This is a genomic window from Sulfurimonas paralvinellae (genome assembly GCF_014905135.1).
GTDB classification, from domain to species: Bacteria; Campylobacterota; Campylobacteria; order Campylobacterales; family Sulfurimonadaceae; genus Sulfurimonas; species Sulfurimonas paralvinellae.
Window position 1 is genome coordinate 992,037 of sequence record NZ_CP041406.1, and the last position, 25,719, is coordinate 1,017,755.

General features: G+C 37.6%; 19 protein-coding genes and 1 tRNA gene. 12 read left to right on the forward strand and 8 right to left on the reverse strand.

What is annotated here, in order from left to right; translation table 11 throughout:
• Positions 1-20 precede the first annotated feature (20 nt).
• The gene (mltG, locus tag FM071_RS05235; RefSeq protein ID WP_193111959.1) at positions 21-965 is read right to left on the reverse strand and encodes an endolytic transglycosylase MltG; all 945 of its coding nucleotides are present in this window, start codon (positions 963-965) and stop codon (positions 21-23) included.
• On the opposite strand from mltG, the gene FM071_RS05240 reads away from it, so the two are divergent.
• Complete coding sequence (locus FM071_RS05240; protein ID WP_226960594.1) at positions 895-4,077, forward strand: YhdP family protein; 3,183 nt, start codon at positions 895-897, stop codon at positions 4,075-4,077. The genes mltG and FM071_RS05240 overlap by 71 nt on opposite strands.
• A gap of 7 nt (positions 4,078-4,084) precedes the next feature.
• On the opposite strand, the gene FM071_RS05245 is transcribed toward FM071_RS05240, so the two are convergent.
• Both FM071_RS05245 and secA read right to left on the reverse strand, forming a co-directional pair.
• The gene (locus tag FM071_RS05245; RefSeq protein ID WP_193111961.1) at positions 4,085-5,287 is read right to left on the reverse strand and encodes an ABC transporter permease; all 1,203 of its coding nucleotides are present in this window, start codon (positions 5,285-5,287) and stop codon (positions 4,085-4,087) included.
• Positions 5,284-7,869, reverse strand: a complete 2,586-nt coding sequence (gene secA / locus FM071_RS05250; RefSeq protein ID WP_193111962.1) for a preprotein translocase subunit SecA — start codon at positions 7,867-7,869, stop codon at positions 5,284-5,286. The genes FM071_RS05245 and secA overlap by 4 nt, the downstream gene beginning before the upstream one ends.
• A gap of 132 nt (positions 7,870-8,001) precedes the next feature.
• Between secA and lolA the strand changes: the two genes are divergently transcribed.
• Positions 8,002-8,517: a LolA-like outer membrane lipoprotein chaperone gene (gene lolA / locus FM071_RS05255; protein ID WP_193111963.1), complete on the forward strand. Its 516-nt coding sequence runs from the start codon at positions 8,002-8,004 to the stop codon at positions 8,515-8,517.
• Positions 8,518-8,617: 100 nt separating this feature from the next.
• On the opposite strand, the gene acnB is transcribed toward lolA, so the two are convergent.
• The 4 genes from acnB to FM071_RS05275 form a co-directional block, all read right to left on the reverse strand.
• Entirely contained in the window at positions 8,618-11,167 is a 2,550-nt protein-coding gene (gene acnB, locus FM071_RS05260) for a bifunctional aconitate hydratase 2/2-methylisocitrate dehydratase (protein ID WP_193111964.1), read from the reverse strand.
• 123 nt (positions 11,168-11,290) lie between these two features.
• Entirely contained in the window at positions 11,291-11,686 is a 396-nt protein-coding gene (locus FM071_RS05265) for a putative quorum-sensing-regulated virulence factor (RefSeq protein WP_193111965.1), read from the reverse strand.
• The gene (locus FM071_RS05270; RefSeq protein ID WP_193111966.1) at positions 11,687-13,879 is read right to left on the reverse strand and encodes an FtsK/SpoIIIE family DNA translocase; all 2,193 of its coding nucleotides are present in this window, start codon (positions 13,877-13,879) and stop codon (positions 11,687-11,689) included.
• 59 nt (positions 13,880-13,938) lie between these two features.
• On the reverse strand, positions 13,939-15,987 hold the full coding sequence (locus FM071_RS05275; RefSeq protein WP_193111967.1) for a flagellin N-terminal helical domain-containing protein: 2,049 nt from the start codon (positions 15,985-15,987) through the stop codon (positions 13,939-13,941).
• Between the two features lie 145 nt (positions 15,988-16,132).
• On the opposite strand from FM071_RS05275, the gene FM071_RS05280 reads away from it, so the two are divergent.
• From FM071_RS05280 to FM071_RS05325, 10 genes are all read left to right on the forward strand, one after another.
• Positions 16,133-16,216 (forward strand) — tRNA-Leu (locus FM071_RS05280).
• A 30-nt stretch (positions 16,217-16,246) separates the two neighbouring features.
• Positions 16,247-17,122 carry a flagellar basal body P-ring formation chaperone FlgA gene (gene flgA / locus FM071_RS05285; protein ID WP_193111968.1) on the forward strand — a complete coding sequence of 292 codons (876 nt, stop codon included), beginning with the start codon at positions 16,247-16,249 and terminating at the stop codon, positions 17,120-17,122.
• Positions 17,123-17,653 (forward strand): UbiX family flavin prenyltransferase, encoded by a 531-nt coding sequence (locus FM071_RS05290; RefSeq protein WP_193111969.1) that lies wholly within the window; start codon positions 17,123-17,125, stop codon positions 17,651-17,653.
• On the forward strand, positions 17,653-18,135 hold the full coding sequence (gene coaD, locus FM071_RS05295; RefSeq protein ID WP_193111970.1) for a pantetheine-phosphate adenylyltransferase: 483 nt from the start codon (positions 17,653-17,655) through the stop codon (positions 18,133-18,135). Before FM071_RS05290 ends, coaD begins: the two co-directional genes overlap by 1 nt.
• Positions 18,135-18,713 (forward strand): dTMP kinase, encoded by a 579-nt coding sequence (gene tmk, locus FM071_RS05300; RefSeq protein ID WP_193111971.1) that lies wholly within the window; start codon positions 18,135-18,137, stop codon positions 18,711-18,713. The genes coaD and tmk overlap by 1 nt, the downstream gene beginning before the upstream one ends.
• A 39-nt stretch (positions 18,714-18,752) precedes the next feature.
• Positions 18,753-19,967 (forward strand): histidine--tRNA ligase, encoded by a 1,215-nt coding sequence (gene hisS / locus FM071_RS05305; protein WP_193111972.1) that lies wholly within the window; start codon positions 18,753-18,755, stop codon positions 19,965-19,967.
• Positions 19,968-21,707 (forward strand): FMN-binding glutamate synthase family protein, encoded by a 1,740-nt coding sequence (locus FM071_RS05310; RefSeq protein ID WP_193111973.1) that lies wholly within the window; start codon positions 19,968-19,970, stop codon positions 21,705-21,707.
• A 9-nt stretch (positions 21,708-21,716) separates the two neighbouring features.
• On the forward strand, positions 21,717-23,546 hold the full coding sequence (gene speA / locus FM071_RS05315; protein WP_193111974.1) for a biosynthetic arginine decarboxylase: 1,830 nt from the start codon (positions 21,717-21,719) through the stop codon (positions 23,544-23,546).
• Between the two features lie 8 nt (positions 23,547-23,554).
• Complete coding sequence (cysE, locus tag FM071_RS05320; RefSeq protein ID WP_193109603.1) at positions 23,555-24,256, forward strand: serine O-acetyltransferase; 702 nt, start codon at positions 23,555-23,557, stop codon at positions 24,254-24,256.
• 78 nt (positions 24,257-24,334) lie between these two features.
• Positions 24,335-25,507 (forward strand): pyridoxal phosphate-dependent aminotransferase, encoded by a 1,173-nt coding sequence (locus tag FM071_RS05325; RefSeq protein ID WP_193109605.1) that lies wholly within the window; start codon positions 24,335-24,337, stop codon positions 25,505-25,507.
• 7 nt (positions 25,508-25,514) lie between these two features.
• On the opposite strand, the gene FM071_RS05330 is transcribed toward FM071_RS05325, so the two are convergent.
• Positions 25,515-25,718: a hypothetical protein gene (locus FM071_RS05330; RefSeq protein ID WP_193109607.1), complete on the reverse strand. Its 204-nt coding sequence runs from the start codon at positions 25,716-25,718 to the stop codon at positions 25,515-25,517.
• Position 25,719 lies beyond the last annotated feature (1 nt).

Consider the following 25,719-nt stretch of genomic DNA (forward strand, 5'->3'; position numbering starts at 1 on the left):
ATCTATATTTATGATATGTTTCATTTTGTAGCACGCTTTATATTACGTAAATGTGTAGAATAGTTACATGTAAAATCGTGTGTTCCATTTTTTGATTTCATAAAATAGAGATAATCTGTATTTGCAGGGAATATAGCTGCTTTTATAGCATCAATGCTTACGTTGCAGACGGGAACAGAAGGAATGCCTTTATGAAGATATGTATTATACAGAGAGTTGTCATGTTTGATTCTATCTGCTGTGATCTTTATGTGAGAGTATTTTCCGTAATTGAGACTGCCGTCCATCTGCAGTTTCATCCCTTTACGTAACCTGTTGTATATAACTGAGCTTACTAACGGCATCTCTTTATTGTTTGCTGATTCTTTTTGTATTATAGATGCGATTGTTACATAATGAAACCATTTTTTTTCATTATAGGCTCCAAATATTTTAATAGAAAGTTGTTCCATCTTTTTTAAAGAGATCTTTAAAAGCAAAGAAATGAGTGCTTTTTCAGATATGCCTACTGGTATTTTGTAAGTATTTGGCACAAAGACACCCTCCTTAACAGGAGATTGTTTCTCAAACTCTTCTTGAAGTTTCTTTCTGTCAAGTCCAAGATTTTGAGCTAATTGATTTAAAAAGACATAAGTTGTCTCTCCGGGTATAAGTGTTACATCTCTTAATGCCGCTTTTGCAGTTGTTAACTTAATCAGAAAATCAGCTCTTGTATTCGTGGTAGATCCTAAATTTATCCACCCGCTTTGAGGCTTTCCGATAAAACGTAAAATTAATGAATCAAGTTTGCAAACATCGTAATTTTTGTCTGCTAGTTGTGTTATAATTTGATTAATCGAACCCTGCGGTATATAGAGTACTTTTGGGGTCTTAACAGGTTGGATTAGGTAGTAGATGAAAGATAAAAAAGTTATTAGTATAATTTCAAAAACATATTTAGCGATTATTAGTTTTTTATCTTTCATTCTTTTGTCACTTATTGTAATCTTTATCGTTCTTCAAAATGGATTATACCTTGAAAAAGTTTCCATTGCCAATCTTACAATAAAAAATGCATATATTAAATGGAATGAAAAATTAAATATCTCCATTGAAGAGCTTGATATTGCCAAAAACAAGAAAAAAAAGGCAAAATTAGACTATAAAGATATCAGCCGATACCTTAAAGCTACTTCCCAGTTTTTTCTTTTAACTGAATCTATTGTAATTAAAAAACTTCGCTATGACAATGTGACTATACACTTAAAGCACAATCTCAAAGAAAAAGGGTTTCTTCTAGCATCCTCCCCTGCTTTTAATTTTGATGCGCATTTTAAATTTTATGGTCACAACTTCTTCTTTACTATTGATAAATTGCAAACAATGGACAATAAAGTCAATATAAACGGCAGTATTGTTGCGAACATGCAAGAAAAAAAGATTTACTCAAAACTGCACGCCGTTTTGAACAATGATGCAGATCTTATACTTTATGGTATTGCTGATAGAACACACTTTTGCTATACAATTGAAACAAAAAAAGATATTGAACACATTCGTGAACTTGTCAAACTCTTTGGTCTTCCAAAAGAGATCAAGTATTGGACTGTAGATGCTATAGATGCTCCAAGTGTAACTCTTCAAAAGGCAGAAGGATTTGTTCAATATAATGATATTGCTTCTGCCTATAGACACCTTCATCTAACAGCAACTGTCAACAGACTCAACTATATGTATAACCCGCAGCTTGATGCGATACATACGCAAAGAACTGAACTGGAGTTTTTAAATGGTGTTTTATATATTCGACCAAAAGAGGCTTACTCATACGGAATGTATCTCAATAAAAGCTGGTTGAAGATTGATTTTACAAAGCCGCAGGAGATATTGACGCTTCATCTGCTTTTTGACGGTATGCTCAATAAAAACATGCTTCATATCCTCGATACCTATCATATAAATTTGCCGTTTTTACAGCATTGGGGAAAAGTAGCGACAAACCTTACTCTTGCAGTAAATCTAATGACTCTTGATATTGATGCACATGGAAGTTTTTTTACAAAAAAAGCGAATTTTGATTATCTTGGTTTAAATATTGATATTGCCGATACTCTTATAAAGCTTGACAACTATGATATAAACATCACTAAAATGAAAGCAAAATATAAAGATATTGCTGATGCAGATGTAACTGTAAAATACAATGCAAAACATTCAGAGGGATCCATTGATTTTAATCTCACAAAAGTAGCTCTTACGAAAAACAACCATCTTGACACAACTCAAAAACCACTCCATATAAGTTACAAAATATCTCCAAAAGGAGATAAAATAATCGTTGAAAAATCCAATTGGATAGTTCAGGGAGTGCATCGACCAATACACGTCAGTATCGATGCTGTTGCAATGTCTTTTGACTTAAAAACATTACAACTTACGGTGCCTACAACCTACTTTTCCATAAAAAATGTTACAGATGGGTTTATTACAGGAAGTGCCAATATGAAGAGTGGTCTGGCAGATTTTAAAGCAGATATAATTCATTTTTCATATCAAGGTATACAGTTGAAACAATCCAATGCAGAAATGGATCTTCATTATGATAAAATACTTTCGATAAGCTCACGCAATGACATTTTTTTGAGTATCAACGGTTCACCGTATCTAGTAAAAGAACTTCTTGCAAAGACAAATGGCAAGCATCTCAAGATTGAACATACAAAACTAAAAATAGGAAAATATATCAATACCGAGATAAATGCGGATTATGACTTCAAGAAGCGAACAGCCGATATAAATCTAAAAGATTTCATACTGGTAAACCCAAATACAAAAAAAATCCTTTATTATAAAAAGAGTATCGCTCTTGACCTTGCAATGCTTGATAAAAAAATAGAAATTTCAGCAAAAGAATTACAAGCCACCTTCTTTCTAGAAGACGATAAATGGATTCTCAATTTAGATGCAATAGGTCTTATTGCAAAGAATTCAAATTTTTTAAGAAAATACAATATATCAAATGGAAAAATCAGCTTTTACAAACGTAACGATGATAAATATACAAAATTTAAAGGTGCCATGTACTTTCCATATAAACTTTTAACCAACAAGGATAAAACAGTTAAAAAGTATAACATCAAAGGTTATATAAGTAAAAATCAGAATATCTACTTCAAAGTAAATGACAGGGCAAATATTAAGATTGCTAAAAATATAAACATCACTCTCAACAACAGCGGTGTCAATGTTGATGAACTATTGAAATTTATAAATTTATTAACAAAGCAGGCAAAAAATAAAAATACCAATGAGAATTCTCCCAACATCTTTTTAGACGCAAAAAACTCTTATTTATATGTTGGAAACAACAGGTATATTATTTCAGAGATGTTTCATTTGCAGTATTACAATGGTATAACAACTGCACAACTTACCCATGATAAAGGAAAAGCAGGTTTCAAGTTAGAAAACAACAATTTTCACCTGTATGGAAGTAATTTTAATGATAAATTTATGGAAAAACTTTTTTCACTCTCTAAGTTCAACGGCGGAAGTCTGGATTTCTCTATGAATGGTGCTTTAAAAGATTATACTGGTATATTTTACATAAAAGATACGACGATACAGGATTATGTTGTTCTTAACAATATTCTTGCATTTATCAATACTGTCCCTTCTTTAGCAACTTTTTCACTCCCTGGATACAATAGAAAAGGCTTGCATATAGAAAATGCCTATGCAAATTTTCACGCTAAGGATAACCTATTTAATTTTTCAGATATCTATCTTGGCTCAAAAGAGATAAAGATTCTCGGGAAAGGTAAAGCAAGTCTTGATTCTGACATGATAGACTTGACCCTAAACTTAAAAACAGATTTGGGTAGTAATCTTTCAAAAGTTCCTCTCGTTGGCTATATCATCTTTGATGGACAAAGTATTTCAACAACTTTGAAAGTTACGGGAAAATTGACAGATCCTAAGGTAGAAACAATGCTTGCTAGAGATATTGCGGTTGCACCTCTGAATATTATACTAAGAACGTTGACACTGCCTTATAAAATAGTCATAGATATTGCAGATGTTAACAGTTCAAAATAATACAGGTTTATTCATTTCTTAAAACTGTTAATATATCTACTTCACTGGCTTTTTTTGCCGGATAGTACGCAGAAGCCACAACAATTACAAAAGCTCCGCTTACAATCATAAAAAAGTCTTGAATGCTCAGATCAAGAGGCAATGTAGATGTAGGATATACATCCTTTGGCAAATGAATAATGTCAAAAGTTGAAAGAATAAAAATGCCGCTAAGCCCCAATATAATGCCAGCCGCAATTCCACTTATGCCTATAACGATACCAAGATAAAGAAAAACTTTTTTGATCTCTGTTTTTGTTGCCCCAAGTGACAGAAGCAATGCTATTTCGCCACGTCTATTCATAACAGTCATCAGAAGTGAAGAGATAATGTTGATAGCGGCAATAAGAATAATGAGCATCAAAACAATAAATAAAGAAGCCTTTTCCATCTCCAATGCTGCAAAAAAGTTCACATTGTCTTCCCACCATCCTCTGACCGTCGTACTTATCGGCAACGCTTTTTTAAGTTTTGTTATATCTTCTCTAGGATTGAGAGAATAAACATGAATTCCATCATACTGATTACTCGGCATATGCAAAATTCTCTGCAGGGATGCCAACGTAGTGTAACTATAGGCCTTATCATAAGCAGAGAGACCGGAATCAAAGATAGAGCGTACTTTAAATCGTTTTATTTTTGGAGTGACTGAGAGTCCGCCCGGCTCAACACTTGTAAAGATATACATCAGTTTTTCATCTAGACTGAGGTCGAATTCTTCTTGAAGACTTTTTCCGACTAAAACATCAAACTTGTGAAATTTTACATTTTTAATCGCTTTTGCTAGAATCTCATTTACATTGGCCTCATCATCAAAATTGACTCCAAAAAGATAACCGCCTTCGAGGTTTGAGCCACTTTTTACCATAACAGATGACTGCACATAAGGACTGAACTTCAAAGTGGGAAATTTTGATTCGAGATCCATTAAAAGGTTTTCATTCACGGCACCATAAAATTTAGGAAGAACAGTTAGAGGGTAATTCATAACAGTGAGTTTCTTTTTAAACTCATTGTCAAAGCCATTCATAAGCGCCATAGCAATCAGTAAAACCGTTACACCAATCGTAATGCCAAGGAATGCCAGGAGTGCTGAGATAAAGATGAAAGGCTGCTCTTTATCAAAGCGAAGAAATCTTTTTACAAGATATGGGACTATATTTTTTTTCAAGAAGCAAATACACCTTTTTTAGGGCCGCTTTTCCCGCAGCATTGTTTATACTTCTTACCACTTCCACATGGACAAGGATCATTTCTTGCAGGTTTTTTGCTTGAACCTGCAATTCTTTCTTCAGAATCATCATCACTCATATTTAGCTGCATAAGAGCTTCTTGTACTCTCTTTTCATCTTCAAGCTGTTTGGCAATTCTTGCAGCTTCTTCTTCTGCTGTTTCCATTTTAAACTGAATGATCTGCAGTGTTTTAATCGTATTGAACTTGATATCGTTAATAAGTTCGCTGAAAAGATTGAAACTCTCTTTTTTGTATTCCACCAATGGATCTTTTTGGTTGTATGCACGTAAGCGAATACCGGTTTTCATGTTGTCCATTGCATAAAGATGCTCTCTCCATGCATCATCGAGCTCTTTGAGGTAAAACTCTTTTTCAATGGATTGGCGCGTTTCATCATCTAAAACACTCATTTTTTCATCATAAGCACTTTTTAACAACGCAGTGACTTTTGCAGAGAGATCTTCATACTCTAACCCTTCAAGCTCTGCAGTGTCAAGCTCAAAATTCACCTCTTCTTTGAGTAATTCAGCTAATTTCTTATAATTGTACTCTTCCGGTGCCCCTCCCTCAAAGATATCTGCGTGAGATAAGATATGCGATACATATTCTTCTCTAATTTCATCAATCTTCGAAGCAATATCATAATCTTCACTGAGCAATTGGTTTCTGAATTTGTAAACAATTTTTCTCTGCTCATTCGCAACATCATCATACTCAACAATCTGCTTACGACCTTCATAGTGCATATTTTCGACTTTTTTCTGTGCTTTTTCTACTGCACGCGTCACCATCTTCGACTCTATATACTCACCATCTTCAACACCGAGTCTCTCCATGATGTTTTTAATCTTGTCACTTCCAAAAATACGAAGCAGATTGTCTTCAAGCGAGAGATAGAACTGTGTTGTTCCAGGGTCACCCTGACGGCCTGAACGCCCACGCAGTTGATTGTCAATACGACGATTCTCATGTCGCTCGGTTCCTATGATATATAAACCGCCTAGTGCTTTTACTTCATCATCTACTTTAATGTCAACACCGCGTCCTGCCATATTTGTAGCAATGGTCACAGCACCTTTGGCACCGGCATGCTTGATGATCTCACCCTCTTGGGCATGATTTTTTGCATTAAGGACTGTATGAGCAATTTTTTCACGCTTAAGTACTTCATGCAGAAGTTCTGATTTTTCAATAGAAGCTGTTCCGATAAGGACAGGTTGACCGGTTTTACTCAATTCTTTAATAGTCTCAATAACAGCATCAAATTTTTCTGCTTCTGTTTTATAGATAAGATCGTTGAGATCTTTTCTTGCAATAGGAATATTTGTAGGGATTGAGACAACATCGAGATTGTATATCTGTGCAAATTCTGTCGCTTCCGTTTCAGCAGTACCTGTCATACCCGCAAGTTTATCATACATTCTAAAGTAGTTTTGAAATGTAATGTCTGCAAGCGTTTGTGTCTCTTCTTTGATCTCAACACCCTCTTTTGCCTCAAGAGCCTGGTGCAGGCCTTCAGAGAAACGACGGCCTTCACTGAGACGTCCTGTAAATTCATCTACAATAACAACTTCACCGTCATTAACGACATAATCTACATCTTTTTCAAAAAGATAGTTTGCTTTGAGTGCCTGATCGAGAGCATGCGGCAGTGATGAATTTTCAGCACTGTAGAGATTTTCTACACCAAAAAGTTTTTCCGCTTCTGTAATTCCCTCTTCTGTGATGAGAATTACTTTGTCTTTTTCATCAACGGTAAAGTGTACATCTTTTTTGAGTTGCTGAGCAATAGCATTGGCACGAACATAATCCTGCATATTTCTGTTTGTCGGGCCAGAGATGATAAGCGGTGTACGCGCTTCATCGATTAAAATGGAATCCACTTCATCAACAATAACAAAGTTGTGACCACGCTGAACCATATTTTCTTTTGAATAGCTCATATTGTCACGTAGATAATCAAAACCAAATTCATTATTTGTACCATATGTAATATCTGCTTCATAAGCAATTCTTTTCTCTTGCGGATCATGAATATCTTCAAGAACTGTACCGACAGTGTAGCCAAGGAAATTATAAAGAGGTCCCATCTCATGTGCATCACGGGAAGCAAGATAGTCATTGACCGTTACAAGGTGAACACCTTTACCAGTCATGGCATTTAAAATAATAGGCAGTGTCGCCACAAGTGTTTTTCCCTCACCTGTTTTCATTTCAGCAATACGTCCGTCATGAAGAACCATACCACCTATAAGTTGAACATCAAAATGACGCATTCCAAGAACACGTTTAGATGCTTCACGTGTAATGGCAAATGAGTCAAACAGAACATCATCAAGCGTTTTATCGCCACTAAGAACACTGTTTTTGAGCTCCAAAAATGAAGCTTTCAGTTCATCATCACCTAAAGATTCATATTTACTCTCAAGTGCATTGATTTTTTCTACTTTTTTTAAATATTTTTTTAATTCTCGGTCATTTGCTGTACCAAATACCTTACCCATAAATGCCTGTAGCATTGCTCACCTTATTAGTTTACTATATAATTTACTATATAGTAATAGTTTAAATTGTTTTTATTTTATCACATTAATTCTAATAAATAGTATAAATGGATAATTTGCTATAATTTCTGCAAATAAGGAATAAATATGAAACAAAAATTATTACTATTGTGTCTGGCAACTGCAAGTTTTGCAAACTTAAGCAGCATTAACTCCTTTGAAGCTGATTTCAAACAGAACATTGTCGATGATAAAAAGAAGTCAATTATCTACTACGGGCATGTAAAAGCAACAAAGCCGCAATTTGCACTCTGGACATACATAAAACCGATTGACAAACAGGTCTATATTTTGCAAAATCAGGCTATCATTGTAGAGCCTGAACTTGAGCAGGCAATCATTAAAAAGATTGGTAATAATTTTGACTTTTTCAGACTCATAAAACATGCAAAAAAGCTCAAAGAAAATGAATATCTTGCACGCTACAACAACACTACTTTTCTTATAAGAACTAAAAGCAACTCAATACAATCAATATCATATAAAGATGAATTTGAAAACAGTGTAATAATAGATTTTACAAATCAAAAAGTAAATAAATCGATAGATAAAAAAGAATTTACGCCAAAAATTCCTGACGATTATGATGTGATACGAGATTAGTTGAAGGTAAAAGAACCAAAAAAGGTTCTCTTGGTATTGCAAACTATAAGCTCAGTTCAGCTTAGCAAAAACGGATTTAGTCCGTTTTTGCACTGTGAATTTAGTTCAGCTTGTAATCTTTGATAAGGTTGAAGTTAAGATATTTATAGATATCATCTTCTTTTCCTTGAATTTTCTTCGTAAGTTCAAGATACTCTTCTTTTGTAGGAATTTTTCCTAGAAGTGAACATACCGCTGCAAGTTCGGCAGAACCAAGATAAACCTGAGCTCCTTTTCCTAAACGATTGTCAAAGTTACGAGTCGATGTTGAAAAGACGGTTGCATTATCAGCAACACGTGCCTGGTTACCCATACATAAAGAACATCCAGGAATCTCTGTACGAGCACCTGCTGCACCAAATAGTGCATAGTAACCCTCTTCTGTAAGTTGTTTTTCATCCATTTTTGTAGGAGGACAAACCCAAAGACGAGTCGGTACAGCACCTTCACCTTTAAGAACTTCACCAAGTGCACGATAGTGACCGATGTTTGTCATACAAGAACCTACGAATACTTCATCAATATTATGAGGGCGTTTACCATCAGCTAAAATCTCAGATAGTGTTGCTACATCATCCGGATCATTAGGACATGCTAAAATAGGCTCTGTAATCTCATTAAGGTCAATCTCAATGACTGCTGCATATTCAGCATCAGCATCTGGTTCCATTAACTCAGGTTTTTCCAGCCACTCTTCCATTTTAACGACACGACGCGCAAGTGTTCTATGATCTTCATAACCGGCATCAATCATAGAGTTAAGCAGTGTAATATTTGATTTTAAATACTCAATGACAGGCTCTTTGTTAAGACGCACTGTACATGCAGCAGCCGAACGTTCTGCAGATGCATCAGAAAGCTCAAATGCTTGTTCCGCTTTTAGTTCAGGAAGTCCTTCGATCTCTAAGATTCTACCGGCAAAAATATTTTTCTTACCTTTTTTCTCTACTGTTAAAAGTCCTTCTTTAATTGCTTGGTGAGGAATGGCATTTACAAGATCACGAAGTGTGATACCCGGCTGCATTTCACCTTTAAATCTAACAAGAACAGACTCAGGCATAGTAAGCGGCATAGAACCTGTTACTGCTGCAAACGCAACAATTCCGGAACCACCAGGAAAAGAGATACCGATAGGAAAACGCGTATGAGAATCTGCACCTGTTCCAACAGTATCAGGAAGAACCATTCTGTTTAACCATGAGTGGATAACTCCATCACCAGGACGAAGAGCAACACCAGAACGGTTGGCTATAAAGTCAGGTAGTGTGTGGTGCATTTTAACATCAGATGGTTTTGGATATGCAGCCGTGTGACAGAAAGACTGAAGAACCAAGTCAGCATTGAAACCAAGTGCGGCAAGTTCTTTGATCTCATCTCTAGTCATTGGACCTGTTGTATCTTGAGAACCGACTGTACTCATTTCAGGCTCACAATACATACCAGGACGAACGCCTTCGATTCCACAAGCTTTTCCAACCATTTTTTGTGCTAAAGTATAGCCTTTTCCACTGTCTTCAGGTTGATCAGGAGTTAAGAACATATCAGCTGGACCTCTCCCGAGTGTAGCACGTGCTTTGGAAGTTAAACCACGTCCAATGATAAGAGGAATACGCCCACCGGCACGAACTTCATCTGTAATAGTATTTGGATTTAACTTGAATGTCGCGATACATTCGCCGTTTTTATGCGCTTCACCTTTGTATGGATAGATGTCAATAACGTCACCTGTCTCCATTTGAGTTACGTCAAGTTCTAACGGAAGTGCACCTGAATCTTCTGCCGTTGCAAAGAAGATAGGAGCAATGATACCACCAAGAATTACACCGCCTGTACGCTTGTTTGGAACACCCGGAATATCTTCACCCATATGCCACTGCACAGAGTTGATCCCAGATTTTCTTGATGAACCTGTACCTACAACATCACCGACATACGCTACTGGGTGTCCAAGCTCTTTGAGTTTGTTGATAGTCCCGATAGGGTCTTCCATTTTTGCTGCAAGCATTGAGTTTGCATGAAGAGGAATATCTGAACGAGTAAACGCTTCTGATGCAGGAGAAAGATCATCTGTATTTGTTTCACCAGGAACTTTAAATACTGTAACAGTAATTTTTTCAGGCAGTTCAGGTTTTGATGTGAACCATTCGGCAGTTGCCCAGGAATTCATAACATCTGTTGCAGCAGTAACACCTTTTTTATGCAATTCTTCAACATCGTTGAATGCATCATAAACCAAAAGAGTATGAGACAATGCTTCAATAGCTGCAGCTACAACTTTTTTATTTTCTGAAGTCAGGCAGTTAACTAATGGCTTAACATTGTATCCACCAAGCATCGTTCCAAGCATTTGAACAGCTTTTTCCGGTGGAATTGCTGCAACATGGTGCTCTTCAGAAGCCACTTCATTTAAAAAAGCAGCTTTAACATAAGCGGCATCATCAACACCTGGAGATACACGGTTCTCTAGAAGATCTAACATCTCTTCAACGAATTCACCCGTTTTAATAAACTCGATAACTTCTACAGTCTGCTCTGCAGTAAGTGGTAACGGAGGAACACCAAGTGCTTCTCTTTCAGCTACGTGAGCTGCATATTGTTCTCTAAATCCCATAATCATTCCTGTTTGGTTAAATTTGGGATATTATAACCAAAGATAAGCAATCATTTTTGAAGGTGTTACCATGAGAAACAAAAAATATTTTGTTTTTTTAAAAGATGTATAAAATAGTAACAACTAGAGATTTCGATTAGTCAGTTCCTGGCGGACGAATGCACTTTCTCTGCCTCTATAGTTATCTTTTAACCATAAAAGATATGCATCCGGCAGATCACTGTAAAGCATTCCTTTGTATTGTCCAAAAGAGACAACGTTGCTGCTGGAAGAATTTCCCATCTCTTGTTGTGAACACTCGGCATTCATGTTGATATGTTTTAATAAGGCTATAAATTCATGAAATTCCAGCTTTTTTGGTATCACGAATGTATATGTATTAAAATCAAAAATACCTTTTCGATTTTCAACAAATGTTTCTATTATTTGTATGTCAGCAACACTCAAATCTTCCAGGTTTGGAATATGCACACTAAAGGAGTTTTTGCGCTGTGTGAAAACAAATTGAGGTTTTGACATCTAAAGAATCTCTCGGATGCCTTTTGCATTTGGCGAAGAGAGAACACCCTCATGCTCTAACTGTTCAATAACACGTGCCGAACGATTATATCCTATCTGAAGTTTTCTTTGTAGATACGATATAGATGTCTTCCTGTCATTAAGTACTACATTTTTTGCTTCTTCATAAAGAGGATCCAGCTCTTCATAAGTTTCACCGGAACTCCCTGCACTACTTTCACTCTCTTCTACTAAAAAGCTTTTGTCATAGTTTGGTTCTCGCTGTGCTTTGATGAAATCCACAACCTTTTCTATCTCTTCTTCTGTAGCCCAAGGTGCATGTAAACGTACAAGCGCAGGAGCACCCGGCGGTGTAAAAAGCATGTCACCACGACCAAGGAGCGATTCAGCACCCATTTGGTCTAAGATAATTTTCGAATCAACTTTCTGCCCTACTCTATAGGATATGCGTGAAGGAAGATTAGCTTTTATAAGTCCAGTCACGACATCGACTGATGGACGCTGTGTTGCCACTATCAAGTGAATACCACAGGCGCGTGATTTTTGCGCAAGACGCGCAATGGAGATTTCAACATCTTTTCCACTTGTCATCATCAAGTCTGCCAATTCATCTATGACAACGACGATATATGGAAAATGTTCGCCGCCTTCGCGTTTGACTTTTTCGTTATAGTTTTCAATATTTTTCGTACGGCTCTCCGCCATCAATTCATATCTGCGTTCCATTTCGGCGACCATATTATTAAGTGCTACGATTGCCTGCTTTGGCTTTGTTATAACCGGTGTAAGCAGATGTGGAATATCATTGTAGATGGAAAATTCAAGCATCTTTGGATCGATCATCAAGAGTCGCAGCTGATCTGGAGAATTTTTATATAAAAGAGAGAGTATCATTGCATTGATCCCTACACTTTTTCCACTCCCTGTTGTTCCTGCAATAAGCAGATGCGGTAGTTTTTTGAGATCCGTCACAAAAGGTTTGCCGACTATATCTTTTCCTAAAACTATGGTCAACGGCGAAGATGAATTTTTAAAGAGCTTGTCATCGATAAGCTCACGCAGATAGATAGTTTCGACCGTTTCGTTTGGTATCTCAATACCCACGACATCCTTACCTGGGATAGGTGCCTGAATACGGATTGTTTCAGCTGAAAGAGCCATTGCAAGGTCATCTTGAAGATTTAATATCTTACTTACTTTAACATTTGCAGCAGGTTTAAACTCAAATGTAGAGACAACAGGACCGGCATATGTGCGTATGACATCCCCTTCTATCTTGAAATGGGCAAGCTTTTCAATGAGATAGCGTATTTTATCATCAAGTTCGCTCTCATCAACACTTTTAGCAGTCTTTGGCGGCTTCTGAAAGAAATCAACCGGCGGCAGTTTGAAATTTTTCGGTTTGGATACTTGGCCTTTTTCTATGCTCTCAAGCAACTTTTTATTTTCTTCAAGCTCTTCGACTATGACAGTGTTTTTATGCTCTTTGAGTTCTTTGGCAACATCAAGTATATTTTTTTTGTGATTTGTTTCTTTGTGAAGCTCGTCTTCTTTTTTTATTTCACTTTTTCGTAGATAAGCAGGTTTGTCAATATCTTCATCGAATGTTTCTTCAAACGGTTCCTCAACAGAAGGTGAAGGCATTGTTTGTGCATCGATATCTTGCTTTTTATCTATATCAACATCATCTATTGTATTTACCGGAGTAGACTCGGCAGCAGGTTTGACTTTTACAGAACTGTTTTTAAGAGCTGCAAAAAGATAGTTCATGATCTCAGATGTACTTTTGTCAAGCAAAATAACAATGGCTACCAGTGTTATAATAGCCCAAAATACCCATAATCCAAACAGACCTATATATGGAGAAAGAAAATCTACAAAATCAGCTCCAAACTTTCCTCTGTAACCATTCTCTACAAGAAGCGCCTGTGCAAGTAATATAGAAGAGAAGATTAAAAAAGAAGCGACAGTAACCTCTGCTTCTCTAAATTCAAATTTTGTGTGTTTATACAGATGATAGAGCGGCCACAACAACAAAAAGAGATAGACAAATGCCACATACCCAAAGTAGATTTTATTATAAGAAGCAAATGCAGCTCCATAACTCCCCATAAGCCCTGTATCTCCAAAGATTGTAGAAAATCCGAGATAAATAAGCACACCGACAATAACAATAAACAGAGTCTCTTTCAAATAAAATACCTTTAAAATGTTTAAATCAATTTATAAAAAGGAAGTATAGCTAAAAAATATTATAGATAATTAACTAGACTCAGTTTTGATATACGACCGACTGTTGAAAGCATTGCCTGATAATTTGTCGTCAATTGCTGTAGTCTCAAAGAAGATTCAGCCAAATCGGTATCAACAACTTCAGAACGCAGGCTCATTGTGCTGACTTCCAATATCTGTGTCCTCTCAAGTGAGGTATTGAGTGTATTTGACTGCGCACCGACTTTTGCATGCATACGAAGTACATGATCCTGAAGGTCATCTATCTTTTGAATGGCATTTTCAATACCTACATTTCTTACGTGACCGCTGCGTGAATCAGGATATAGCTTATGATCTTCTACAGCCGTAATCATCTCATCTACCATGCTAAAAAAATCAGTTTTCGGATCTGTTATAGTAAGTGCATTGTTTGTGTTAAAGGTCATGATAGACGATGCCGCACCGGCTGTAAAATCATCACTATTTGGATCATAGAGTGAAATACTTGCCTGCGTACCATTAACGTCTGTTCCCTGCAGGTCGTGAAAGCTTAATTTTCCATCATAACTCAGATACGTATTGCCTTTTAAGGAAGCATCATCTATAGCCGTATCATATGCCGTTGCCGTATTTGCACTTGGTAATGTATTTGTTACGACCATATTGACAACATCCATAAGCTGTTGATAGGTCATATCATCTGCATTGACAGCCGTTCTTGTTGCATCCATATTAAAGATATTATAGCTCGTACCTGTGTTGTTGTCAGTAAATGTACTGCCGCCGTTTACCGTACTTTGAAAGTTTATCGTTACATCATATGCACCGCCATTGACATCTGTACCGACAAGGTTAAGCGAAGAACCATCCAACGTTCCTGCATTCCCCTGAGAAAGATCGGCGACTTCCGATATTTTGGTTGAAGGTGTTGCAAAAGCATTGTTGTTTTTCAGGACTTGAGGTGCATTTGAAGAGAGAAAAAGACCATCTTTGCTAAAAAGTGTTCTGTCGTACACCAGACCTTCAATATTCGCTGCCGCTCCTGCTGCAGGATTCAAGTTTGACTTCATAAACTCTTTAACATATAAATTACCTGCCGGAGGGTATGTAGTTTCTCCACTGTCAAGATTGTCAATGTCAGTAACATCTGCTGCCGAACCTCCACTAAAATCTACTGCACCTACAAGTTGAAAGTCAAGCTTGCTTGAACCGGAAATCTTATCTTTTACCACTATTTGCCCATCAGAGTTCATGCTTACATCGACAACATTCACTGTTCCTGTGTTGCCATAAGCTGTACCGATACGATCTAGCAGCGTAGAAATTGTTGCTGTATCCTGAAGCGATATTTTCTCTTTAATAGCACTACCATCATGTTTGGTTCCACGCAGATAAAAGTAGTCTGTATTGGCAGTTGCTGCATTATTGTCTTTATCACCCATGAGTTCTCGAAGAGTACTATCCGGTGTCAAAGATTTTGTATTGTCAATTAAATTTCCATTGACGACATTCGACGTAATTTCTCTTTTTCTAAGGATCTCTTCACCTAAAAAAAGATCTGCGCCACTGAGATTGTACTGCTGCTTGTTATTTGCACCGACAAAAGCATTCATAGCATGGTCGTTGCCATTGTATGTGCCGTCATCAGCAATGGGCTTTGTATCTACAGCCGAGCCGGCAAAGAGAAACTGCCCATTAATAGAAGTGTTTGCCAAACCTTTTAAATTCTTTTCAATACCTCGCAGTTCATCCGCAATGGCATCTCGTGAAGTATCGCTGTTTGTTTCATTGGCTGCCTGTATAAGCAATGTCCGCATTCTGTTGATGCTTGTTTGAAACTCATTCATCACTTCATCTGTTTGATTTGCCATTTTATAGCCGCTTTGTGTACTCTGTTTTATCTGTTTTAAAACAGTCACTTCGTTATCCAGACGCATTGTCTCTGTAAAAGTCCGTACATCGTCTTTTGCATATTGAATTTTAAGGCCTGATGCTATTTGCTTGTTGACATCAAAGAGTTTTCTGTTGAGTTTTGAGTTGTTGTTCCCGTAAATACTGTCATAATACATACTGTTGGTTACACGCATGACAGGCCTCCATTATTTTAAAAAATATCATTTCTACTTTATTATGCCAAATTCCAGCAATTAAAGTTCCATTTCACATAAAATCGGCAAAATGTTATTTACTTTTAAGTAACTTCTCACTATTATTTCAACTCCAACATATTATGCCAGCGTGGTGGAATGGTAGACACGACGGATTCAAAATCCGTTGGCTTCGGCTGTGGGGGTTCAAGTCCCCCCGCTGGTACCACTGACAATTTTGTCAAACAAGGCTGCTTACATGATAGCACTGCGAAACACAATCCTTTTTTTACTTTTATACAATCCATTTCTTTACTCCTGTGAATTACAACAAGAATATATTATTCAAACAGATACCGTTAAACTTTCAGATATCATAAAAACACCGAAAAAAGACTACATACTATTTAATATCAATCCTGCAAAACACTCTAAACGAGTTCGATCTTCAGAACTTCTTAGTAAATTAAAACTATATGGTTATAAAGAGTGCATGACAAAACATGCCTACATACAATTCAGCAAAAGAAGTTCTATAGAGACCGATTTTCTAAAAAACCGTGTTAAAGAGTATTATAACAATCACTATAAAGATATAAAAATTCAAAGCATCTCTCTACGTCCAAGTAAATATATGTCCCATCTGCCAAAAGAATTCAGAGTCGGATTTGCAAGAAATGCCTACCTTTCCCATAAAGGAATATTTTACATAAAAACACCAAAGAATAGAAAATATTTTTTTAAATACACCCTTCACGCAGAGCTTCCTGTATATGAAGCGACCAAAGAAATAAAGAGAGGAGATGCCTTTTCGCTGCTCAATCTGCAAAAAAAGAGTATAATACTTGATAAATTCAGAGCATTGCCTCTTATGCAACTTGAAAAGAACAGATATGAAGCAAAACATAAAATAGACAAAGGTACAATTCTCACGCAAAGAGATATAACAGGTCTCTATCTTATAAAAAGAGGCGCAAACGTTACAGTAACACTACAGGATGAAGGTGTGCAGATCACATTTTCAGCAAGAGCGGTGCAAAATGGCCGCTATGGTGATACGATCACGGTGCAGTATAACAATAATAAAAAATTACGTGTCGTCGTCATCGGCAAGAACAGAGCAAAAGCGAAATAGATGAAAAAAAGAAAAATAGTTATAGCCCTTAGTGGTGCAAGCGGTGTCAATATCGGTATAAAAGCCCTCTCGCTTATGCCGCAGGAGATTGAAACACATTTTATAATGTCACAAAATGCAGCAGTGGTACTCGACAAAGAGATGCAGCATATCATAGCACATGACAACAGTGATATATCTGCTTCTATCGCCTCGGGGTCTTTTGGTGTGGAAGCTATGCTTATTGCACCCTGTTCCATGAATACTCTGGCAAAAATCGCCTGTGGAATTTCGGACAACCTTATAACACGCTGTGCAGCAGTTATGTTAAAAGAACAAAAAAAACTTATTTTAGCACCGCGTGAGATGCCTTTTTCTGCCATTGCACTTGAAAATATGCATAAACTGGCTTCTTTGGGCGTTGTTATCGCACCGCCTGTGATGGCTTACTATTCACAGCAGCAAACGCTTAAGGATATGGAAAATTTTATTATAGGAAAATGGTTTGACCTGCTTGATATTGAAAATGATTTATATAAAAGGTGGAATTGATGAGCAACCCTAAAACAGCCCTCTATCCGGGAACATTTGATCCAATAACGAATGGCCATTTTGACATTATAGAGCGGGCACGTAATCTTTTTGATGAAGTCGTCGTTGCCGTAGCTGAATCAAAAGATAAAAAGCCGATGTTTACTCTTGATGAGCGAATCACAATGACGCAGGCTGCAGTTGATGGAATCGACAGTGTCCGTGTTGTTGGCTTTGACAATCTAACTATAGAACTCGCTCATGAGCATAAAGCCGGTGTGCTCATCAGAGGTCTACGTGCTGTCAGTGATTTCGAATATGAACTGCAGCTTGGATATCTCAACAACTCTCTTGATGAAACTATTGAAACTGTCTATCTTATGCCAAAGCTCAAACACGCTTTTATCAGCTCTTCAATTGTTAGAAATCTGCTTAAGTTCAACGGTAAAACAGAGCATCTTCTTCCACAGGCAGTTCAAAAAATAATAGTAGAGAAAAACTGATGTATATAGCAATAGAAGGTATAGATACAGCAGGGAAAAGTACGCAGATAGCATTGCTCTCACGCAACTACCCCGAAGCTGTCATTACAAAAGAGCCCGGTGCAACAGCCATTGGCAAAGAGATTCGTGAATTGGTTCTGAGTGCAAAAGCAAAAAGCAAAAAAGCTGAATTTTTACTCTTTTTGGCAGATCGTGCCGAACATATAAAAGAGGTCATCGAGCCAAATCTTAAAAAACGCATGATTATCTCTGACAGAAGTGTCGTAAGCGGTGTCGCTTATGCATTGATTCAAGAAGAGATCAGTGAAACTGCCATTGTCCACCTCAATAGATTCGCCACCAACGGCATCTACCCGCAAAAGGTCTTTTTACTCCGTCTCAGTAAGGAAGAACTTGAATTTCGTCTTTCACAAAAAGAACTTGACGGAATTGAACTACGTGGCAGTGACTATCTTTTAAAAATCCAAGGTGCCATCATCAAAGCAGCAGAACTGCTTGATATCGAGCTTATAGAAATCGATGCTACACAATCAATTGAAACAATCAACAAAGAGATTTTAAGCACTCTTAATTCCTAAAATGGTATCCTTTCATAACTAATACAAACAAGGCCAAAAATGATTAAATCACTGCGCGGAATGAACGATATTTTAAGTGAAGAAGAATCAAAAAGATTTACATACTTTATAGATATAGCTTCAAAAACAGCTTCACGATATGGTTTTCATTACATTGAGACACCTCTTTTGGAAGAAACAGCACTTTTTAAGCGTTCCGTAGGTGAATCAAGTGACATCGTCGGTAAAGAGATGTATCAATTTATTGACAAAGGTGACAACGACGTCTGTCTTCGTCCTGAAGGCACGGCCGGTGTTGTTCGTGCTTTTATCCAAAACAAGCTCGACCGTGCAGGTGGGATTCACCGCTTTTTTTATCATGGGCCTATGTTTCGTTATGAGCGTCCACAAAAAGGTCGTCTACGTGAGTTCCATCAGTTTGGCGTTGAGAGTTTCGGCGTAGAGAGTGTTTATGAAGATGCTCAGATGATCATGATGGTTGCAGATATCCTGCGTGAGCTTGGCATTGGTTTTAAACTGCAGCTTAACTCTCTGGGATGCAAAGAGTGTATGCCGCCATATCGAGACTCCCTTGTAAACTTCATAGAAAGCGTGGAAAAATATATCTGTGAGGACTGCAAACGCAGAAAATCAACAAACCCTATACGTGTGCTTGACTGTAAAAATGAAAAATGCCAAGCCCTCTATGAAAAAGCTCCAAAACTCATAAATTCACTCTGTGAAAACTGTGAAAGCGACTTTACAAAACTCAAAAAGATCCTTGATGAGAATGAGATTGCTTATGAGATCGACACAAATCTTGTCCGCGGACTTGATTACTACTCTAAAACTGCTTTTGAATTTGTGAGTGACAATATTGGAAGCCAGAGTGCCATAGCCGGCGGTGGACGCTATGACAGACTAGTAGAGTTTTTAGACGGACGCCCTACTCCTGCTGTCGGTTTTGCAATGGGAATTGAACGTCTTTTAGAACTTATACAGATGCCTGAGGAATCACGTGAAGGTTATTATTTGGGCGCTATGGATGATGAGGCAATAGAGCTTGTCATCTCCCTCACGCAGAAAAAAAGACAAACAGAGAAAGCTTCTTGTGACTATCGTGCACGAAACCTGAAAAACCATCTTAAATCTGCAGACAAGATAAACGCGCGTTTTTGCTGCGTCATCGGTTCAAATGAACTTGAAAATGAAACTATCTGGGTCAAAGATCTGCAAAACAAGACTGAAGAGACGATCAGCATAAAAGAGTTCTAAGTGGAAACAAATGAAAATTTTTTAGATAATGCATGGGGATTTTTCCTCGATTTTTTAGAGTTTTTCATCCTTGGAATTGTTATTGTCATTACGCTATTATATTTTTACGACAAATATATACAACGAAAACATGCACTTCTTATCAATTATCCGGTTATCGGGCGTTTTCGTTACTTCTTCGAAGCACTTCGTGAGCCGCTTCGCCAATACTTTGCCGAAGAGACATTTTTTGAATCAAAAGACAAAGTTGACTGGGTTTACAAAGCTGCAAAAGACAAACCAAACTATCAGTCTTTCTCTGTAAACCAACCTTTTTCAGGCTCTCGCTTTATCATCAAGCATGCTTCAAGTGTTCTCAATGAAGATGAAGTTAGTGATGATACAAACGTAGTTTTTGGAGAAAAAAGGGAAATCCCTTTTGTCTCGCATACACCAATTATCCGATCTGCTATGAGTGACGGGGCTCTCTCTCCAGAAGCTGTACGTGCATTTAGTATTGCAGGACGTGATTCAAAACTGACAATCAATACCGGTGAGGGTTCTTTGACTTCCAACCACCTCTTTACACTGAAACCCAATGTAGGTAAGGACAAATACCTAGAGATCGTCAATTCGACGCCTTATGCGGAGCTCGTTTTTAAAATAGGTGCACTACTTTTTAACAGAAAGATCGCAATCAAATGGTATAGAAATGCACTTTTAAATAAAAAGACGCAAAATACCTATATTTACGACACAAGCTCTCATGTGCTCTTTCGTGTAAACTGGGATGCCGATTTGGAAGATTTTCCAAAAGAGGTACCATCTGAAATTCCAAATATGATATTTCAAATGAGCTCCGGTCTCTATGGCGTTCGTGACGAAAATGGAAATTTCGATGAGCTGAAATACCAAAAAGTAATGCGGTTTTGCCGTATGACCGAGATCAAGATCGCTCAAGGAGCGAAACAGACAGGCGGAAAACTTGCAGGGAAAAAAGTGACTGCTGATGTCGCTTACTATAGAGGGGTTCCTGAAGGTAAAGATATCTTTTCTCCAAACCGTTTTCCCTATGCAGATACGACCGAGCATCTTTTAGAGTTTGTTTCAAGACTTCAAAAGCTCTCACGCAAGCCAGTCGGATTTAAAATAGTCATCTCGGATTCGCATTCAGTCGAAGATCTTGCAGAGGCAATGCAAAAACATAAAGAAGCAGGCAACACACTTCCTGATTTCATTACCGTAGACAGTGGTGAAGGCGGCAGTGCGACAGCACCGCTTGAGTTAATGGAGTCTGTAGGACTCACAACAAATAATGCACTCTATATCTTAGACACAATACTCAAGCAGTACAACCTGCGTGAGGATATAAAGATTATAGCAAGCGGTAAGATACTGACACCTGATGATGCTGTGATTACAATGTGTATGGGAGCTGACGCCGTTGGTATCGCTAGAGGCTTCATGATGAGCGGCGGATGTATTCGAGCGCGTATGTGTTCAGGGTTTGGCTCACATGTCTGCCCTGTCGGTATGGCTACACAAGATGAAAAGAAACGTGCATCCTATCTTGTTGTCAAAGAGGGTAAAGAGATAGGAAACTATCATAAAAACCTCATTAAAAGCATGAAAGTCGTTTTAGCTGTCATGGGAATAAAACATATTAAAGAACTCAATAAAAAACATCTCACTTTTAAAAATAGAAACGGCGAAATATATTTTGACATTGACCAATATTTCCATCACAAACTCCATATATAAGGCGGAAAATTGAATAATTTTGGTTTAAATATATGGGCAAACAAGAATTTTATCATTGAAGACGGAGAGATAAAACTCAACTATAAATCTATGCCGTCTCTGCTGGAAATTGCTAACGAGATACGTTCGAACAACGTCAAAGGACCACTTCTTTTGCGTTTTCCACACCTCATTAAAAGACAGATAAAAACGCTCTATAGCTATTTTTACAAAGCGATAGAAGAAAATAACTACAAAGGAAGCTTCAACGCTGTATTTCCTCTAAAAGTGAACCAATTTCCTTCACTTGTCAATGCTGTTACAACACAGGGAAAAAAGTACAATTACGGACTCGAGGCCGGCAGTAAAGCAGAACTCATACTCGCCATGAGTAAAACGCCAAAAAGCGCGAACATCACCGTAAACGGATTTAAAGATGAAGAGATGCTTACACTTGGTTTCATTGCTGCACAGAGCGGTCATAAAATCACTATAACGATTGAAGGCTTGAATGAACTCGAGACTATCATTGCTGTTGCAGAAAAATCATCACTAAGAGTGCCAAATATAGGTATCAGGGTCAGACTGCACAGTGCCGGCAGCGGTATATGGGCAAAAAGCGGTGGTATGGATGCAAAATTTGGGCTTACCTCTACTGAAATCATCGAAGCGATCGCCCTGCTTAAAAATGCAAATCTCTTAGATAAACTTACCATGATTCATTTTCATATTGGCTCACAGATGTCTGATATCGCACCGCTCAAAAAAGCACTGCGTGAGGCAGGTAATATTTACGCGGAACTCAAAAAAATGGGAGCAGAATCACTTTCAAGCATCAATATCGGCGGAGGGCTTGCTGTTGAATATGATCAACATGAAAAAGCCCATGCAAGAAATTACTCTATTGATGAGTTCTCAAGCTCTGTTGTCTTTTTACTAGGAGAGATCATGGATGCCAAAAATGTTTCCCATCCCGACATCTTTACAGAATCAGGCCGTTTTATTGTCGCATCTCACGCAGTCCTTATAACTCCTGTGCTGGAGCTCTTTTCACAAGACTATCAGGAAAAGCTTCTTAATTTCAAAGAGAGCAACCCTCCTCTCATTGAAGAACTGCGTGAGCTCAACAAGCTTCTTACCAACGCCAACTGTATAGAGTACCTGCATGATGCACTTGACCATATGGAATCACTTTTTACGCTTTTTGATCTTGGTTATATCGATCTTCAAGACCGTTCAAATGCAGAAATACTCGTGCATAACATCATAAAAAAAGCTCTTTATCTGAAGTCTTCAAATCCGACCAATGAACTTGAGCAGTTACAAATAAAACTTCAGGAGCGTTACCTGATAAATGCAAGTGTTTTTCAGAGTCTTCCTGACTACTGGGGACTTGGACAACATTTTCCTGTAATGCCCATACATTATCTCAACACCACACCTCTTCGTGCAGCTTCACTCTGGGATATTACCTGTGACAGTGATGGAGAGATAGGTTTTAATCCGGAAAAACCTCTCTATCTGCATGATGTAAATATTGATGAAAATGACTACTTTTTAGGATTTTTCAATGTGGGTGCTTATCAGGAGACGCTTGGTATGCAGCATAACCTTTTTACACATCCGAATGAGTATACAGTCAACATTACTGATACAGGCTATGAGATTACAAATCATATTGAGTCTAAAAATATCTTGGATATTCTCGCATCCATCGGTTATGATAAAGATGAAATTTTAAATAAACTTAAAAGTGATGTAGAAAAAAGCACTTTTATCACAGAAAAAGAAAAAAGTGATACACTTACAAAACTAGAGACCTTTCTGAATCAAAATGGCTATCTAAGAACTACAAACTAAGGAATTTTATGGGACTTTTTACAGAGATTAAAGAAGATTTTTCAAATGCCTACAAGAATGATCCAGCTTTAAACTCGCGTCTCGATTTTCTTTTTAACTACCCCGGTGTCTGGGCTGTTGCCTGGTATAGGGTTGCGCACAGGCTCTACAATGCGAACTTTAAGAGAATAGCCAGAATTATTATGGGTATAACACAGATAATGACCAACATAGATATTCATCCCGCAGCAAAGATCGGTAAGCGCGTTTTTATAGATCACGGTACAGGTGTTGTCATAGGAGAGACTGCTGTCGTTGAAGATGATGTTCTCATCTATCAAGGCGTCACTCTAGGTGGTGTTTCACTGACACATGGAAAACGTCACCCCACCATCAAACAGGGTGTAGTCATTGGAGCCGGCGCAAAAGTCCTTGGAAATATTGAAATCGGTGAACATGCCAAGATTGGTGCAAATTCAGTTGTCGTCAAACCGGTTCCTGATTGCTCGACTGCTATTGGCATCCCTGCCCATGTCATAGAAAAAGGAAGATGTAAAGATCCTTTTATGCATAACATGCTTCCAGATATCAACAAAGAGATGTTTGAATATCTCCTTAAAAGGGTTGCTGTACTTGAGCATATTCTCGTAAAAGACAACAAAGAAGTACTTGAGCAAGACCTCGAACTTGAACAGATTTACGATTCCTTTATTAAATCAATGAAAAACTAAAAAAATTTCTATTTCTCAACTTTACTACATCGTTTTTTTAGTATAATTCCTTAATATTTTTACGCCTAAAGGGTTTTTATGCTAACAAATCGCATCAATACACTATCTGAGTCCATAACAATTGCCGTTTCAACACTTGCACAGGAACTAAAAGCGCAAGGAAAAGACATTCTCAGTTTTTCTGCCGGTGAGCCTGATTTTGACACACCTCAAGTCATTAAAGATGCCGCTATATCTGCCATTAACAGTGGTTTTACAAAATATACGGCTGTTGATGGGATTCCTGCTCTTAAAGAGGCTGTTGCAAAGAAATTAAAACGTGACAACGGCTTAGAATATGCTCCAAACCAAATCATTGTAAATAATGGTGCAAAGCATTCACTTTTCAATCTCTTTTCTGCAACAATCGATAATGGCGATGAAGTTATCATTCCCGCTCCATACTGGGTTACCTACCCTGAACTTGTGAAGTACTGCGGAGGGAAAGTAGTCGAGATTCAAACAGATGATACGACCGGTTTTAAAATTACCGCCCAGCAGTTGAAAAATGCCATCACTCCAAAAACAAAAATGTTGGTTTTAACAACTCCGTCAAATCCAACAGGTGCGATCTATTCAAAAGAAGAATTGACAGCGCTTGCAGAAGTCCTAAAAGGTACAGATATTCTTGTAGCAAGTGATGAGATGTATGAAAAACTTACATACGAGGGTGAATTCACATCAACAGCAGCAATCAGTGACGATATGTTCAAGCGTACTGTAACAATCAATGGGCTTTCTAAATCAGTTGCTATGACAGGCTGGAGATTTGGTTATACGGCTGCCTATGACACTGAACTTATAAAAGCAACAAAAAAACTGCAGTCTCAAAGTACATCAAATATCAATACAATGACGCAATATGCTGCAATCCCCGGCCTAGATGGCTCCGCAGATAAAGATATAGCAATGATGAAAACAGAGTTTATAAAACGTCGTGATGAAGCTGTAAAGCTTTTTAATGAAGTCGATGGGCTCAGTGTTTTAAAACCAGACGGAGCATTCTATCTTTTTGTAAATATTAAAGAAGTCAGCAACGATTCACTCTCTTTCGCAAAAGAACTTCTTGAAAGTAAAGGTGTGGCAGTTGTTCCCGGTGTCGGTTTTGGAAGTGAAGGTTATTTTAGATTTTCATTTGCAACTGGTATTGCAACGATCCGTGAGGGTATTAGACGTATAGATGAGTTCATTCAAGAACTCAAAGCAAAGTAGGTTTTGCCTACTTTAACTCCTGAAGTGCTTTGATAACTTCATCAAGATTATCTAATGGGATATGAACTTTCCATTCAGGATTGTCTGCCTGACCATTAAGTGAGATACCGATACTCGCAACAGTCCCACTTCCATCTCCATAAGGTTCATTTATTTTTGTTACAGAAATAACACCGTTTTTCGTTCCGCTTAATGCAATTGTTTTAGACATT

Coding starts and splice junctions, on each gene's coding strand:
- FM071_RS05240 (WP_226960594.1), top strand. CDS start 895: ATGAAAGATAAAAAAGTTATTAGTATAATTTCAAAAACATATTTAGCG.
- mltG (WP_193111959.1), bottom strand. CDS start 965: ATGAAAGATAAAAAACTAATAATCGCTAAATATGTTTTTGAAATTATA.
- secA (WP_193111962.1), bottom strand. CDS start 7,869: ATGCTACAGGCATTTATGGGTAAGGTATTTGGTACAGCAAATGACCGA.
- lolA (WP_193111963.1), top strand. CDS start 8,002: ATGAAACAAAAATTATTACTATTGTGTCTGGCAACTGCAAGTTTTGCA.
- acnB (WP_193111964.1), bottom strand. CDS start 11,167: ATGGGATTTAGAGAACAATATGCAGCTCACGTAGCTGAAAGAGAAGCA.
- FM071_RS05265 (WP_193111965.1), bottom strand. CDS start 11,686: ATGTCAAAACCTCAATTTGTTTTCACACAGCGCAAAAACTCCTTTAGT.
- FM071_RS05275 (WP_193111967.1), bottom strand. CDS start 15,987: ATGCGTGTAACCAACAGTATGTATTATGACAGTATTTACGGGAACAAC.
- flgA (WP_193111968.1), top strand. CDS start 16,247: ATGATAGCACTGCGAAACACAATCCTTTTTTTACTTTTATACAATCCA.
- FM071_RS05290 (WP_193111969.1), top strand. CDS start 17,123: ATGAAAAAAAGAAAAATAGTTATAGCCCTTAGTGGTGCAAGCGGTGTC.
- coaD (WP_193111970.1), top strand. CDS start 17,653: ATGAGCAACCCTAAAACAGCCCTCTATCCGGGAACATTTGATCCAATA.
- tmk (WP_193111971.1), top strand. CDS start 18,135: ATGTATATAGCAATAGAAGGTATAGATACAGCAGGGAAAAGTACGCAG.
- hisS (WP_193111972.1), top strand. CDS start 18,753: ATGATTAAATCACTGCGCGGAATGAACGATATTTTAAGTGAAGAAGAA.
- cysE (WP_193109603.1), top strand. CDS start 23,555: ATGGGACTTTTTACAGAGATTAAAGAAGATTTTTCAAATGCCTACAAG.
- FM071_RS05325 (WP_193109605.1), top strand. CDS start 24,335: ATGCTAACAAATCGCATCAATACACTATCTGAGTCCATAACAATTGCC.
- FM071_RS05330 (WP_193109607.1), bottom strand. CDS start 25,718: ATGTCTAAAACAATTGCATTAAGCGGAACGAAAAACGGTGTTATTTCT.